At 61.4% G+C, this 15,345-nt stretch carries 11 protein-coding genes and 1 pseudogene; 7 read left to right on the top strand and 5 right to left on the bottom strand.

Features of this window, described 5'->3' with window-relative positions; all coding sequences use genetic code 11:
- Positions 1 to 56: 56 nt before the first annotated feature.
- Positions 57 to 1,613 (bottom strand): EAL domain-containing protein, encoded by a 1,557-nt coding sequence (locus tag A3CW_RS0138360; RefSeq protein WP_028208267.1) that lies wholly within the window; start codon positions 1,611 to 1,613, stop codon positions 57 to 59.
- A gap of 247 nt (positions 1,614 to 1,860) precedes the next feature.
- On the opposite strand from A3CW_RS0138360, the gene A3CW_RS0138355 reads away from it, so the two are divergent.
- Complete coding sequence (locus tag A3CW_RS0138355) at positions 1,861 to 3,312, top strand: aminotransferase-like domain-containing protein (protein WP_028208266.1); 1,452 nt, start codon at positions 1,861 to 1,863, stop codon at positions 3,310 to 3,312.
- A gap of 14 nt (positions 3,313 to 3,326) precedes the next feature.
- Here the strand turns inward: A3CW_RS0138355 and A3CW_RS0138350 are convergent, their stop codons facing one another.
- From A3CW_RS0138350 to A3CW_RS0138340, 3 genes are all read right to left on the bottom strand, one after another.
- Positions 3,327 to 5,240 carry a diguanylate cyclase domain-containing protein gene (locus A3CW_RS0138350; protein WP_028208265.1) on the bottom strand — a complete coding sequence of 638 codons (1,914 nt, stop codon included), beginning with the start codon at positions 5,238 to 5,240 and terminating at the stop codon, positions 3,327 to 3,329.
- Entirely contained in the window at positions 5,237 to 6,238 is a 1,002-nt protein-coding gene (locus A3CW_RS0138345; RefSeq protein WP_245623853.1) for an EAL domain-containing protein, read from the bottom strand. Before A3CW_RS0138345 ends, A3CW_RS0138350 begins: the two co-directional genes overlap by 4 nt.
- Positions 6,239 to 6,547: 309 nt before the next feature.
- Entirely contained in the window at positions 6,548 to 7,312 is a 765-nt protein-coding gene (locus A3CW_RS0138340; RefSeq protein WP_028208263.1) for an IclR family transcriptional regulator, read from the bottom strand.
- A 164-nt stretch (positions 7,313 to 7,476) separates the two neighbouring features.
- Between A3CW_RS0138340 and A3CW_RS0138335 the strand changes: the two genes are divergently transcribed.
- The 6 genes from A3CW_RS0138335 (at position 7,477) to A3CW_RS48975 (ending at position 14,891) form a co-directional block, all read left to right on the top strand.
- Positions 7,477 to 8,751 carry an aromatic ring-hydroxylating dioxygenase subunit alpha gene (locus tag A3CW_RS0138335; protein WP_028208262.1) on the top strand — a complete coding sequence of 425 codons (1,275 nt, stop codon included), beginning with the start codon at positions 7,477 to 7,479 and terminating at the stop codon, positions 8,749 to 8,751.
- Between the two features lie 103 nt (positions 8,752 to 8,854).
- Complete coding sequence (locus tag A3CW_RS0138325; protein WP_028208261.1) at positions 8,855 to 9,637, top strand: SDR family NAD(P)-dependent oxidoreductase; 783 nt, start codon at positions 8,855 to 8,857, stop codon at positions 9,635 to 9,637.
- A 14-nt stretch (positions 9,638 to 9,651) separates the two neighbouring features.
- Entirely contained in the window at positions 9,652 to 10,614 is a 963-nt protein-coding gene (locus tag A3CW_RS0138320) for a PDR/VanB family oxidoreductase (RefSeq protein ID WP_035515181.1), read from the top strand.
- 92 nt (positions 10,615 to 10,706) lie between these two features.
- On the top strand, positions 10,707 to 11,972 hold the full coding sequence (locus A3CW_RS0138315) for an MFS transporter (RefSeq protein WP_028208259.1): 1,266 nt from the start codon (positions 10,707 to 10,709) through the stop codon (positions 11,970 to 11,972).
- Positions 11,973 to 12,071: 99 nt separating this feature from the next.
- Positions 12,072 to 13,178 (top strand): porin, encoded by a 1,107-nt coding sequence (locus A3CW_RS0138310; RefSeq protein ID WP_028208258.1) that lies wholly within the window; start codon positions 12,072 to 12,074, stop codon positions 13,176 to 13,178.
- Between the two features lie 129 nt (positions 13,179 to 13,307).
- Complete coding sequence (locus A3CW_RS48975; RefSeq protein ID WP_051481999.1) at positions 13,308 to 14,891, top strand: methyl-accepting chemotaxis protein; 1,584 nt, start codon at positions 13,308 to 13,310, stop codon at positions 14,889 to 14,891.
- Between the two features lie 142 nt (positions 14,892 to 15,033).
- On the opposite strand, the pseudogene A3CW_RS53660 reads toward A3CW_RS48975, so the two are convergent.
- A pseudogene (locus A3CW_RS53660) lies at positions 15,034 to 15,327 on the bottom strand (IS6 family transposase); the annotation flags it as partial.
- Positions 15,328 to 15,345: the final 18 nt, after the last annotated feature.

The raw sequence follows: 15,345 nt of genomic DNA, 5'->3' as shown, positions 1-15,345 counted from the left end.
ATGCTAATTAAATGAAGCTGTCCCGACCTGCTACGGTTGCGGGTGGAACGCTTCGCTTAGAAGTTTCGAACCCGCCAGCCGAGCACGGTTGCGGCTCCCGCCGGCTTTGAGGACGGGGCGTTGGCGGTCTCGAGAAATACCTTCAGCCGGCTGGCGCCGAGTGCACGGCTATAGAAGAACCCTTGACCAAACTCGGCACGGCTCGCCCGCGCGACGTTGTGGTGCACCGCGTTCTCTATGCCTTCGACAACGACCACGGCGTCCATATCGTGGCCCATGCTCGTCAATGCACTGATCAGTGTGGAGCGCTCATTGGGATCCATTCCCAGCACGTCCCTGTCAATCTTCATCATCTCAAAGGTCATGTCTGCCGGCAGTTCAGGTCCGACGTCAGTGGGACGCACGGCCGACAGGGCAAAACGCATTCCTTTAGCGCGCGCCTGCGCCATCATCGGGATGAGACGTTTTTTCAACTTCTTCGCGCTGCCTGCCCCGATCTTTAGTATTAGCGGCGGAAGACCGAGGGAGTCAACGTCGCCCAGAACTGCGACGAACGCGGAACTTACCAGGTAAGACGCAGGAGCGGTAACGCCCAGGTAGAGCGATTTCGGAGCGCCGATTTCCCGCAGCTCCTGAGCGGAACGCGACAGGACGAATCGCGTCATCGGTCCGATCAAATTACTGTTCTCGATGAACTTCATATAGTGACCGGGGCCCAGCGCCCCGTACTTCTGGTTGTCCCATCGCAACAACGCGTCGACGCCAACGCACCGGGCTCGCCTGACGCCAACGATGGGTTGGTACTCAACATGGAACTCGCCGCGACGCAGCCCTGCACGTGCAGCACGCAGCAGCGACTTGTCGTAGCGAAACCACCTTTTGAGGGCCCAACCGACAATAACGACCAAAACCGCCACCAGGATCGGCCACAATACAAAGCGCAATATGGTCCATACCGAGGAACGCCGCGTAGCAATGCTCGCCGAAGGCCGCACCGAGGCGGGTGTGTCGGTGCCCATCGAAGGCGCGATCGCTTGCGTTTCGCAACCCCCACCCAGCGAGCAACCCGGGGGCGACATCGTTGGTAATTCAGGCGACTGCTTCGCCCGGTCGACCCGCGAAGCGATATCGGCCACCGCGTCAGAGGCCGGAAACCCGCTTCGAACTGCCGCCGCGTGGTCGTTGATTTGCCACCGCAGTTCCCTAAGCAGCGTCACAACGTTCGGCGCCGAACTGTCCGTTGCAGCCGCGGCGCCGTTTACATCGGCACGCGTGACGTCGAACGAATCGCAAGTACTAGTCAGTAGAGGCATCGGACCGGCGACCGGTCCGGCGACAGCTGCGGGAACTAGGGGCAACTGCGGGATGGACACGCAGGCTGAGCCAAAGCGAATCGGGGGCGCCGATGGACCAGCAAGCCAGTCCGTCAATTGCTGCCAGACGGTGCGTTCAAACGAAAGACTGCGGCTCGAAGCAATTTCGGGCGGACCTGCAAGAGCGAGCGAGGTACCTGCGCAGATGATCAGGACGACTGCGAACCCTTGACTCGAGGCACGGTGGAGCGCGATGAAGGCGCTGCGCCTGATTGTTGATAGCGGAAACCCAAATGCCATTGATTTATCGTTAAAAAATTCGGCCTGAAAATGGTTATCGATCGGACCGCTACGCGTAAGCGAAACATTGAAAGAAGTCGCACCAGTCTGCGCTGCACTTTGCCAGCGTATGTGCGTCCGCAATAGAATCAGATTGCAAAAGAAAAGCCGTATCAGATTGAAAAGCGGCTATCTTCAAGCGTTAGGCATGGGTGCGAACGCGGCGGTCCGACGCCCGCAATGGTGTTTTCTGTGAGGAGCACACAAGTTGAAACGATACGAGCGGCTAGCCGACCAGATCAGTGAGCTCATCAAGCGCGGTGATCTACCGCCCGGCGCGCGTATTCCTTCGGTTCGCGCGGCGTGCAAGGCGTGGGGCGTGAGCCCCGCGACGGTATTTCGCGCCTACTACCTGCTCGAAAATAGGGGCATGATTAGAGCTCGCCCGCGTTCAGGCTATTTCGTGTCGCCGAACACCGGAAAATTACCGCGGCAAAGGTCCGGGACCTCGCCGGCTGCCGACCCGAAGACCGTCAATATCAGCGACCTTGTCTTTGAGGTTCTCAAGACGATCAGGCAGCCCGAGACTGTCCCACTCGGTTCAGCGTTCCTGAGCCCTGCGCTGTTTCCAATGACGCGTGTTGGAAAATCGTGCGCGACTGTGAATCGCTCAACAGACCTAGCCAGCATGGGTGACTGTCTACCGCCGGGGCATGAAGGATTGCGCCAACAGATTTCGTTGCGTTACCTGATGGCGGGGATGACGGTGCCCGTCAACGAGATTGTCATTACGAGCGGTGCGCTCGAAGCCCTGACGCTCGCTGCCCAGTTGCTTACCGCTCCAGGCGATGTGATCGTGATTGAAAAGCCGACGTTCTATGCGGCTCTGCAGGCTATCGAGCGTCTGAGGCTGAACATAGTGGAGATTCCTGTCGACCCGGTAGAGGGTCATGATCTGAATGCGCTCGCGAGGGCGCTGCAGCAATATCCGGTTCGGGCCTGCTGGTTCATGACCTCGTTCCACAATCCAACCGGGGTGACGCTGGGTGATTCCAAAAAGCAGGCGCTGGTTGATCTCCTCGCCAGACACGACGTGCCGCTTATCGAGGACGACGTCTACAACGAACTGCATTTTGGCCTGGACCCGGTGCGTCCGGCCAAATTCTTCGACCGGAAAGGTCTCGTCATTCATTGTGGATCGTTCGCGAAGTGCCTTGCGCCCGGATATCGCATAGGCTGGGCGGCGGCCGGAAGGTTCGCGCGCGGGCTGGAAAGTGCGAAATGGATGACCACGCTATCGGCCAGCATGCCGGCACAGCGCGCAATCGCCGACTATCTGGAGCACGGCGGCTTTGAACGCTTCCTGCACAAACTACGTCGCAAGTTGGCTCATCAGCAATCACAGATGCTCGACGCGATCAGCCGGTACTTCCCGGCCAATACGATGGCGACCAAGTCTGACGGCGGTTATTTCACATGGGTAGCGCTTCCGGATCACGTAGACTCGATACAGTTCTTCCAGGCGGCGCTCAGCAGTGGCATCAGCGTCGCGCCGGGACCTATCTTCTCTTCGGATGGCGCCTTTCGACAACGTGTGCGTCTGAACTATGGATACCCGTGGTCTGCGCGGCTCGATGAAGCGGTCGCGATACTGGGTGCCCTGTGCGCTGATGAGTCGCGTTGCGGCGCAAAGCTGACGGGTCCAGTTCAGCCGGCATGACGCGGGCGTCGATCTCAACCGGGCATGCCGGTCCGTGAATCGTGAAGCTCGTGCACGACAATACGCGCCTTGCCCGCAACTTTGGCACAATACATAGCGGCATCCGCCGCGCGTAACAGGGCTTCGCCACTCAGCGACACTGCCTGGTCGCGCAATCGCATGCCGATACTCGCCGATAATTGGACAACCTTCGCACCGAACGTCATGGGTTGGCTCAGTGTCCTCAGGATTGCACGTGCAATTCTCTCCAAGGCAGCGCGATCGATTGCAGGGCCGGTCAGTAGCACCGTGAACTCATCCCCGGCATATCGCGCAACCAGATCCTCGCCACGCACGCAGCGGCTGATCCGGCGCGCGGCTTCAACCAGTACTTTGTCGCCGCATTGATGCCCGTATTTATCGTTGACAGCCTTGAAGCCGTCCAGGTCGATAAACAAGACGGCAGCCACACCGTCGGCTCCTGCTGCGCATGCCTCCTCCAGTCTGTCGAGGAACGAGCGTCTGTTTGGCAGGCCGGTCAGCGCGTCGTGGAACACCTGATGCCGCAGGCGAGCGAGCAACGCCCTCCGCTCAGTCACATCCTGCACCAGCAGGTAGTATCCGTCAGCCGATTGATCGTGGACGCGACGCGGCACCAGCACACCACGCAGGACACGTCCGCTCCCGTTGAGCGTCGCTCGGACCTCATACTCGACCCTTTCGCCGTTAAGTACGCGTTGGACGTACGGCTCGATGGCAGCAAAATAGTCAGCGTCGAGAACCTCATGGGTGAGCCGTCCCACGATCTCCTCCGGGTCTAACCCCAGCCACTCGCGATGGGTTGAATTGGCGAACCGAAAACGTTGCTCACCGTCGACGTAAGCGACCAGCACGGGCAGATTGTCACCGATGGCGCGCAAATCTACGCGCGTGGTTTCCAATTGTCGCTCGGCGACCGTCAGTTGCTCATGCGCCCTCCGCAGACCTTCCGAGGCCTCATGTGCTCCCCGATGCAACGCAGCCTCCCGCGCATTGCGGGCGGATTTTTCCCGTTGCTCCGCCTGGGTATCGTGAATGACGAACAGCCAGCCTCCGTCGCGGGTCGACGTCGTCTGCTTCAGTGCCACCTGGACTCGCGCTGGCTTACTTTGCCTGTTGCGCAGCCGGAACGTTACGTCGAGCGTTATGACCTCGACCCCGCGGCCGCGCTTAAGTGTCTGCACGGCCTGTTCAAGTTTGGTCCGGTCGCTCGCATCCAGCAGATCGGGTATGTTCGTTTTCGTCAGCGGAGCGCGCGAGTGCGCGAAGAATTTCACGCAGGCATCATTCATGTGCCGCCACTCCCAGTCCGGTCCGATATGCGCGATAGCGACCGGCGTCCGCTGGAACGTCTCGACGTAAAGCGCATGCTGGGCCTGAAGCCGGTCGATCGCCTGAAGCACCTGCAAACGATCAGGGCTGTCCAGCTTGCGCAGGCCAATTTCGTGCTCGATCATTTGCCCCAGGTCTACCAGCATCTGACGCTGTTGGCGCGTGAAGCGCCGCGGCATCGAGTGCATCACGCATAGCATACCGATGGGTTTGCCGCACGGTAGACGCAGCGCAATGCCTGCGAAAAAGCGGATCCCCGATTCGCCGGTTGCCAGTGGCCACTGCGCAAGCTCCGCATCAGACAACGCATCCCTGACGATGAACGGCTCCTCACATTGGAGCGTGCGGCAATAGTAGGTCTCCATGTGGGATACGACGTCCCGTCCGGAACCGCATGTGCCGATAACTTCTGGCTGGCCCAGTCGGTCAAGACATACGACGGATATAGGTAAATTCAGCGCGCGCGCGGCGACCCGGGTCACCCGCTCAAAGTACTGATCGTAGTCGCTTTCTGTGGGCAGGGGGGCGCTGGCTTGTTGTCGTTTTTGCTGCGCATCCATGATGCATTCGTCTTTCACGCTCCATGCTCCGTTCCGGTCCTATCGTGTAATGTGTTTATCGACGCCGTCGCCAACGCGAACGCACGGAGCTGCTCCACCGTCATTGGTTTCCCATGCCAGTGTCCCTGAGCGAGGTCGATTCCCAAGTGCTGTACCACATCGTGTTCCGCGGCCGTCTCGACGCCTTCCACAACAACTTTCGCACCAAGTGCATGCACCAACGCGGCTACTGACTTCAGAAACTGCATGCGCGCTTCGCCGCGCATCGCTAGAAATCGCCGGTCCACCTTCACGTAATCGAATCGGAAGTCCGCGAGTAAGTCGAGATTGCTGAAGCCTGTGCCGAAATCGTCGAGTGACAGGCGTACGCCGCGTTGCTTCATGTGGCTAAGCGCCGTGACAACCCGTGGCGAGCGCTCGACGCAGCTGCGCTCGGTGAGCTCCAGAACAAGTCGCTCCAGCATCGGACCGGCGGACCCGCAAATATCCTCGACAAAGCAGACCTCCATCAGATGCCGCGCGCAGATGTTTACCGATATATGCCAGTGTTGAGGGAACGGCGGCTGGCTCAGTGCGTTATTCGCCTCGCGCAGCACGAAACAGGTCAGCGCGCTCAGCAAACGGGTGCCTTCCAGTTCTCCAATGAACAGCCCCGGGCCCCCGGCTCCGAACTTTGGATGGCCCCACCGGAGTAGGGCTTCCACGCCCACGCAGTGTCGCGTGCGCGTGTCCACAATGGGCTGATAGACGACATGGAACTCCCCGCGGCGAAGACCGATGCGCGCCGCGCGCCGCAATCTTGCTTTTGGGCGGACCCGATAACCCACGTACACAACCGCGCCGCAAGCCGATAGCGCGATAAGCCGCACGAGGGTGTCGCGAGATGCGATCAGGCTGGCCGCGAGCAAACCAGCCGCGCTCGACGCAATGGCGACAGTCACCACCGCGTAGAGATGCTCGTCGAATACAGCTCGCAGCCGGCATATTCGTGCTGCGTAGCGTTGGAAAAGACGCATGGGGTCATTTTCGTACTGTAATCTGAGCTGCGTACTATGACCTGACTGTGTTTCGAAAACGAGTAGCAGTTACGTGTCAACACATGCGTATCAGATCCGGCGTGATACGCGGGGTGCGTCGGCGCGGCAACTCGCTGAGGCCGGCTGCAATGGATGATTTTTGGCAAGTCGTTATTACGGCCTTTGAGAACAGCGCCACGACAATCATCGCCGTCGGTGACGTGGGCATCGGAGATCGTGCCGCCGGAGTATGAAGAGAGTCAAAGGGCCACGGAGAAATCTCTGTGGCCCTTTTCATTTCATCGCCAGCTAGGCGGTTGCCGCCTGGTATCCGAGCGCGCGCGAAAGATGGGCGGTCTCCCGCTTGAGCAATTCGGTAAAGAGTTCAACGCGCTCTTGCGTCACGCGTACGCTGGGCCCAAATATGCTGAGCGCACCGGCCACCTGATTGGCGCCATTGAAAAACGGTGCGGCCACGGCCACAGCGCCTTCGATCAGTTCATGATGGCTGGTCGCATAGCCTTGTTTGCGGATCGTTTCGAGGTCCGCAATGAGAGGGCTGACATCCTGCTGCGTGTGGGACGCATAGCGATGCAGTTCCTCGGCTGCGATATGCATGTGCGCCAGGATCGAGCGGCCGCTCGCACCGAGCATGAGCTTTTCGCGATAGCCAACGCCGCGGCGGAAGCTCAGGGGCTGTGGGCTTTCCATTTCCGCCACGCAAACCCGGTACAGGCCCTGTGGCACGAACAGCGCGACCGTCTCCCCCGTCTCCTCCCACAGCCGCTGCAGCATGGGTTGCGCGATCTGCGCAACGCTATGGCTGGTCATCCACACGTGCGCGAGTTGCGCAATCGCGCTGCCCAGGCTGAACCGCTGCGGCTCCCCTGCCGAACTCAGAAACCCGCTTTGCTCCAGGGTACTGAGCAGCCGGTACAGCGTTGGCCGGCTGAGGTCAACGCGGGTAAGCAACTGCGCCACAGTAAGTTCCGCGTCCCCTGGTCTGAACGCCAGGAGAATCTCAAGCGCTCGCTCGACGGCCCGCACATTTTCGTGCGCTTTTTTCTCTTCCATTTGAAATTTCCTGCCTGTGGTCATGGTGTGCCGACTGCACATTGTAGTGAAAGTCCTGGTCCGAATTTCTTGACCAGGATCAATGTGTCCGTATAATGAGAATACTGTCTCATACAGCGGACAAGTTGGCAACACAACGAACTGATTCAGGAGAAGGAGTGAGCATGGACAAGAACATGTCTGAAACCCTGGTGCGCACGGGCCCAGGAACCGCAATGGGCAACCTGATGCGCCGTTACTGGGTGCCGATCCTGCTGACGAGCGAGATCGCCGAACCCGATTGCCCGCCGGTGCGCGTGCAGATCCTCGGCGAAAAGCTGCTCGCGTTTCGCGATTCAGAAGGCCAGCCGGCGCTGATCGACGAGTTCTGCTCGCACCGCGGTGTGTCGCTTTACTTCGGCCGCAACGAAGAGAACGGCATCCGCTGCTCGTATCACGGCCTGAAATTCGACCGCAACGGCAACTGCGTGGAAGTGCCGTCCGCGCCGCAGGCGTGCAAGCACATGGGCATCACGGCGTATCCGTGCATCGAACGCGCGGGCATCGTGTGGGCGTACATGGGACCGAAGGACCGTCAGCCGGCACCGCCCGACCTCGAATGGTGCAACCTGCCGGAGAGTCACGTGTTCGTGTCGAAGCGGTTGCAGGAGTCGAACTACCTGCAGGCGATGGAAGGTGGGATCGACACGAGCCACGTGTCGTACGTGCACCGCTATGAAGTCGACGATGACCCCATGCACCAGGGCACGAAGGCGCTCGATTACATCAAGGCAGACGGCAATGTGATCTTCGAGATCGAGAAGCAGCCGTTCGGCCTCACGCTGTTCGGCCGCCGCAATGGCGAGCCGGATTCGTACTACTGGCGCGTTACGCAGTGGTTGTTCCCGTGGTACACGCTGATCCCGCCGTTCGGCGATCACTCGCTCGCAGGCCACGTGTGGGTGCCGATCGACGATCACACCTGCTGGGCGTGGAGCATCAACTTCCGTCCGGACCGCCCGCTTGACGAGCAGGAGATGGCCGACCTGAACGCCGGCAAGGGCATTCACTGTGAATATGAAGAGGGTGGCACGTTCCGTCCGAAGGCCAACAAGGACAACGACTACCTGATCGACCGCCAGGCGCAGAAGGAAAAGCGCGCGTACTCGGGCGTGTTCGGCTTCGCGATGCAGGACGCGTCACTGCAGGAAAGCATGGGGCCGATCCAGGATCACAGCAAGGAAAAGCTGCTGCCGACCGACCGCGCGATCGTGATGGCGCGCCGCATGATGTACGAGGCAGCAACGGCGCTGGTGCCCGACACCGATCCCCCCGCGATCGACGCCGACCAGCAGCGCGTGCGGGCTGCCGGCGTGCTGCTGCCGCGCGATCAGAAGCCGCAGGAATGGGCGGTGATCCATCTCCACGACGGCAAGGACCAGCCGATCTACTCGATCTGAAACATGGCGGTGCCGGACTTCGGCCTGACCCCGCTTGTCGTCGTCTGGTCCATCTGGATATTTGCCAATCCGTACAAGGAGGCCGGCCTCGAGCCGGCATGCAATGCAGCAACGTAAAAGACTCGAGGGCAAGGTCGCGCTGATCACTGGCGGCGGAGGCGGCATCGGCGCCGCGACGGCGCGCGTGTTCTGCTCGGAGGGTGCCGCGGTAGTGCTCGTCGATGCGAACCAGGAGGCGCTCGCTCGCGTCGCTGAAGAACTGAAGGCCGCTGATTCGTCTGCGCGTGTCGAAACGTTCGCGGCCGACGTGTCGCACGACGCCGATGCGGTGCGCGCGGTTCAGCTCGCGGCCGATGCGTTCGGCCGGCTCGACGTGCTGGTGAACAACGCGGCGATGCGCAACTACAGTGCGCTCGCCGATGCGACGCCGGCCGAGTGGCAGGCGATGGTGTCGGTCAATCTGATTGGCACGTCGAACTATTGCCGGGCGGCGCTGCCGTTCCTGCGCGGCGCGGGCCGCGCGAGCATCGTCAACGTGTCGTCTTGCTATGCCGAGACCGGGCGCAAGGGCATGGGCCTGTACGACGCGACCAAGGCCGGCATGCTCGCGATGACCCGCACGCTCGCGTTCGAGGAGACCGCGAACGGCGTGCGCGTGAACGCGGTGTGTCCCGGCTCGACGCTCACCGAATTTCACGTGAACAAGGCCATCGCTTCGGGCAAGAGCGTCGAAGTGCTGAAGACGCAGCGCCAGGATACGTCGTTGATGGGCCGCTGGGCGTCGCCCGAAGAGATCGCATGGCCGATCCTGTGGTTCGCGAGCGACGAGGCGTCGTACATCACCGGCACGACGCTGATGGTCGACGGTGGCCTGTCGGCGATGTGAACGGAGGAGGCCGCATGAACATGACCGATTCCACGCTGATGGTGCGTGTCGCCGCGCGACGTGAGGAGGCCGACGGGATTGTCGGCTTCGAGTTCGCCGGCGTAGACGGCCGCGAACTGCCGCCGTTCGATGCAGGCGCGCATATCGACGTCTACGTGCCGGGAGGGCCCGTGCGGCAGTACTCGCTGTGCAACGCGCCTGCCGAACGTCATCGCTATCAGATCGCGGTGTTGCGCGACGTCGATTCGCGCGGCGGATCGCGGGGCATGCACGACGCGGTGAACGAAGGCGACGCGATTCGTATCGGCGTTCCTCGCAATCATTTCCCACTCGTGCGGCCTGACGCGAAGCCGCTGCTGCTGGCGGGCGGCATTGGCGTGACGCCGATTCTTTGCATGGCGGAGCAACTGGCAGTAACGGGCGCCGCGTTCGAGATGCACTACTGTGCGCGCTCGAAGTGTCGTGCGGCGTTCGTTGAGCGGATCGCCGCGTCGTCGTGGGCGGATAACGTGCAATACCACTTCGACGACGAGCCCGGACGGCTCGATCTGAACGTGCTGCTGGCAGGCGCCGGTGCAGACCGGCATCTGTATGTGTGTGGGCCGCAGGGCTTCATGAATGCGGTGCTCGACACGGCGCGCTCGCTGGGCTGGAGTGACGATCGTCTCCACTACGAGTACTTCGCGGCGACGCAGCCGTCGGGCGATGGCGCTTCGTTCGATGTGCGGCTCGCGCGCTCCGGCCGCGTCGTATCGATTGCGGCCGACTGCACGGTCACGCAGGCGCTCGCGGCAGCAGGCGTCGACGTGCCGGTGTCGTGCGAGCAGGGCATCTGTGGCACCTGTATCACGAGCGTGCTCGAAGGCGAGCCTGATCATCGAGACCTGTTCCTGTCGCCGGAAGAGCAGGCGCGCAATGACCAGTTCCTGCCGTGCTGCTCGCGCGCAAAGTCGAGGGTGCTCGTGCTCGACCTTTAGCGATCATCTACGGTCTCGCTGCTTCGCGCGGCCGTCACCATCCATCAGAAAGAAAACGGGCGGCCACTGGCACGTCCGCAATTGGAGGAGTCATGGAGAAGAATCTGGCATCATCGGAGGGCATGCCCGTGCACGTCCGCGTTCGCACGGAGAACGTTGCACAGGCGGCGAATAGCGCCGACGTGAGCCCGTATCGCTGGGTCGCGCTATTCATTGTCTGGGCCGCCTTTCTGCTCAGCTATGTGGTCCGCGTTGCATGGAGTACGGTGGCCGCGCCCGTTGGCGCGTCGCTCGGCATCGGTGTGTCGATGCTCGGCGCGTTCGTGACCGCGTTTTATGCGGGCTATGTGGTCGCGAACGTAATCGGCGGCATGCTGACGGATCTGCTGGGCGGCCGCGCGATGCTGACGCTCGCACTGCTGCCGCTCGGCGTGCTCACGTTCACGTTCGGCTACACCCATTCGCTCGCATTCGGTATCGTGATCCAGGCCGCGATGGGCTTCGCGGCGGGCGCCGACTATTCGGCCGGCATGAAGATCATCCCCGCGTGGTTCACGCGCGACCGCGGCCGCGCAATGGGTCTCTACACGACCGCGACGTCGCTCGCTGTTGTGATCGCGAATGCGGTCGTGCCGTCGTTCTCCGTGCGGCACGGCTGGTCGAACGCATTTCATATGCTCGGCATCGTGACGTTTGCGTGGGGCATCGTAGCGTTGCTGCTGCTGAAGAACCGCCCATCGAACGAGCCGAAGCCGCCGCGCAACAGCGCGCAGGAAATGCTCGGCTTGCTGCGCAACCGTAACCTGATCGCGCTCTCGATCGCGGGCTGCGGCGGGTTGTGGGCGACCGTCGGCTTCGGTGCATGGGGCAACGCGCTGATGACACGGCAATACGGCATTTCGCCGATCGTGGCCGGGTCGATCGTCGCCTCGTTCGGCATCGGCGCGGTGATCGCTAAGCCGACGCTCGGCTGGATATCCGACTTGCCCGGCGTGTCGCGGCGGATGATGTCGATCGGTTGCCTGATCGCATTCGCGATCACGCTGCTGGTGTTCGGCTACTGCTCGACGGTGCACGAGTTCTATCTGGTCGCGCCGATCCTCGGTGCATTCTCGTTCGGCTATCTGCCGGTGCTGATGGCACAGGTCAGCGACGCTTCCGGAAAACGCCTCGCGGGTGCAAGCGCCGGGTGGACGAATGCGATCTGGCAGACGGGCAGCGCCGTGTCGCCGATCGTGGTCGGCTCGCTGTATGGCGCGAGCCATTCGTTCACGCTCGCGCTCTTCACGCTCGCAATCGGACCTGCCATCGCGGTTGCGGCAATGTTCTTCGTCAACCCGCATATCGCACGCGAATAGCGGGTTCCCTGGAAGCCGGCTCGCCGGCTTCCTTTACAGGAGTCGTCGCGAAGTTACTAATTCGTACTGCAAAACAATATATTTTCCAACTGGAGACACATGGTGAAACACAAGCCTTTCGCCGGGCCATCGAAGGTCCTTTTTGCATGCGGCATCGGTATCGGCATCAGCGGCGCTGCGCACGCGCAGTCGTCGGTCACGCTTTATGGCATTGTCGACTCGGGGGTGACCTACGTGACACACGCCGCCACGTCGCAGGGATCGTCCGGCACACAGGTCGCGCTCGGTTCCGGCAACCGGCTGAATTCGCGCTGGGGTTTCACCGGCAAGGAAGATCTCGGTAGTGGGTTGCGGGCGATCTTCACGCTCGAATCGGGCATGGCGATGAATACGGGTGCCCTTCAGCAAGGGGGGCGTCTTTTCGGCCGCCAGGCGTTCGTTGGACTCGAATCGAACACCTACGGCGCGCTGATGCTCGGCCGTCAGATGACGCCTATGTACCGTTACTTCCTCGCGCTCGATCCGCTCGGTTATTCGAGTTACGGGCTTTCGGCGCAGGACGCGCAGTTCGTCGGTCGCGCGGACAACTCGGTTTCGTATCTCGCGCATGTTGGGCCTTTCGAGCTGAATGCGTTGTACAGTTTCGGCTATGACGCGGTTACCTACAGCGTGCCAGTGGCCGGCTCGTTCCGCGTCGGCAAGCAGTACGACATTGGCGGGCGCTATGTACAGGGACCATTGAACCTCACGTTCGTGTACGAGCAGCGGCAAGGGTCGGTCATCGCGTCTTCGGGTGACAGCGAACGGCGATACGTGGCCGGTGGTTCGTATCAGATCGCCAAGGCGACACTGTACGGCGGCTATGAACTGCTGCTGAACGACGTCAAGTCGACGCTCGCGGCCTCGCCGCCGCAGTCGATGGCGTTCGCGGGCCTGCGCTACCAGGCAACCCCGGCGCTGGACGTCTCAGCCGCGGCGTACTACCACTCGTATCGAGATGTCGACGCACACGCACTGAGCACCGGTCTCAATGCGGATTACTGGCTGTCGAAGCGCACGGCGCTTTACACCGACATCACGTATGTGATCAACAGCTCGAAGGCTGCGCTGAGCGCCACGGGTTGGGCGACGCCAGTCGCGACGACGACCGTGGCCACTGGCTCGAACCAGCTGGCGGTTGCGATAGGCATCTTGCACAAGTTCTAAAGACGGCAGCACGCCTTGGCAGCCGGGGGCAGGTGGTGAGAATGCAGGGCGTGCTTTGCCATCCAGCGCACGACGATGGACGTCCCATCGCCGTGCGTTTGCATTTTCCAGAAGAAGAGGGAGTACGTCGTGACATTCAGGAATTTGAGCATCGGTCACCGCCTGGGTTTGGGATTTGCGCTAGTTCTCCTTGCGCTCACCGTAAGCACAGGAGTTGGCATCTACCGTTTGCAGACGGTTGCCGACGCAACGCATACGTTAATGAGTGTGCCGCTTGCGAAGGAGCGCATGATCTCCGACTGGCAGCGCTATCTCTACGGCGGTATTCGCCGAACTACCGCGATTGCCAAAAGCAGTGACGCGTCACTCGCCGGATTTTTTGCGGCAGACGCTGATTCCTCGACAAAGAAGTCATTGGTGTTGGTAAAGAAGATCGAGGAACTTGCCGATTCCGAAGAGGAGAAAGCACTGCTCGAAAACATCAACCACATTCGCACGGTGTTCACCGATGCGCGAGACCAGGTCTCGGCCGCGAAGAAAGCTGGGGACCAGGATACGGCAAAACGCTCGCTCGAAGAGGACTATCTGCCGGCGGCGCAGGCTTACGAAGACGCAGTGCAAAAGTTGCTCGATCACCAGCGTCATGCAATCGACATGGCGGCGCAACACGTCGACGAGATTGCCAGCACGAGCCGCGCGGCGCTGATCTTGCTGGCGATACTCGCGATCGGACTTGGCGTTGTTTGCGCGTGGCTATTGACGAAGAGCATCACGCTTCCGGTGGGAAGAGCCGTTGCCGCAGCGAGGCGTATTGCGGACGGGGATCTGTCCGATGGCGGCGCGCTGGTCCGTAACGGCGAACGTACGCGCGACGAGGCGGCCATTCTTCTGGACGCATTGCGCCTGATGAACGAGAACCTGGCCCATATCGTGAGCCAGGTGCGTGGCGGGACCGACGCCATCGCCAGCGCATCGACAGAAATTGCGGCGGGCAATCACGATCTTTCGGCGCGCACGGAAGCTCAGGCTGCCTCGCTGGAGGAAACCGCCGCGAGTATGAGTGAACTGACCGCAACCATCCGGCAGAACCTCGAGAACGCGCGCCAGGCGGACCAGATCGGCACCCACGCGGTCGGCACGGTCGAGAAGGGCTCAACCGCAGTCGAGCATCTCGTCGCCACAGTCAACAAGATCAGTGATAGTTCCGCCAGGATCGCCGACATCATCACGCTGATTGAGGGCATCGCGTTCCAGACCAACATTCTTGCGCTCAACGCGGCGGTCGAAGCGGCGCGCGCGGGCGAGCAGGGACGCGGCTTCGCAGTGGTTGCGAGCGAAGTTCGCAGTCTCGCGCAGCGCTCATCCGCGGCCGCGAAGGAAATCAAGGAATTGATCGAGGCCTCGGTCGAATCGGTCCGCGAAGGCGTCCAAAGGGCGGACGAAGTCGGGCAGAACATGGTTGCCGTCAAGCGGGCCATCCGGCGCGTGGCCGATCTGGTAGCCGAGATCACAGCTGCATCCGAGGAGCAGACCCGTGGTGTAGAACAGGTCGACGCTGCGGTGAGTCAGATGGATCAGGTTACCCAGCAGAACGCAGCACTCGTCGAACAGGCCGCGGCTGCGGCGCAGTCGATGGACGATCAGGCTGGGCAACTGAAGGCGTCGGTAGCGGTGTTCAAGCTGGCAGATGTGTGCGCGTACCCGGTGAGTTGAAGCGGTGGTGCCAATGCCGCCATGTCTATTCGGGCGCAGGTACCAGCGCACGCACTGAATGATCACGTCGCGGTCGAAGTGACGGCCTGAGAACAGTTCGTCGATATTCTTCGGCTTGCTCATTGTCAGATGATGAAATAGGCCAGTCAGACTTTAACCGATTCACCGCCACGAATTGCACCAGAACCCTCCAGCTCCTGCCGACCGTCCGTTTGCACCGCCGGAACGCTTTCTCCAGCAGCGGTAACGGTTTGAGCGCCCAGCGATGAACGGTCGAATGATCAACCGCAATTCCACGCTCTGCCATCATCTCTTCGAAGTGTCACAGACTCAACGGATACGCGACATACCAACGCACGCATAGCAGCATTACGCCCAGCGGATAGTGTAGGCCTTTGAACGCTTTCGCCATCGCCGGAGTCAGGATTTGCTTCATCGATCGGATCGATCGCTC

The sequence above is a fragment of the Paraburkholderia nodosa DSM 21604 genome (genome assembly GCF_000519185.1).
In the GTDB taxonomy this organism is placed as follows: Bacteria; Pseudomonadota; Gammaproteobacteria; order Burkholderiales; family Burkholderiaceae; genus Paraburkholderia; species Paraburkholderia nodosa.
Note: the sequence above shows the minus strand (reverse complement) of the source record. Positions and strands in the feature narration are given on the sequence as shown.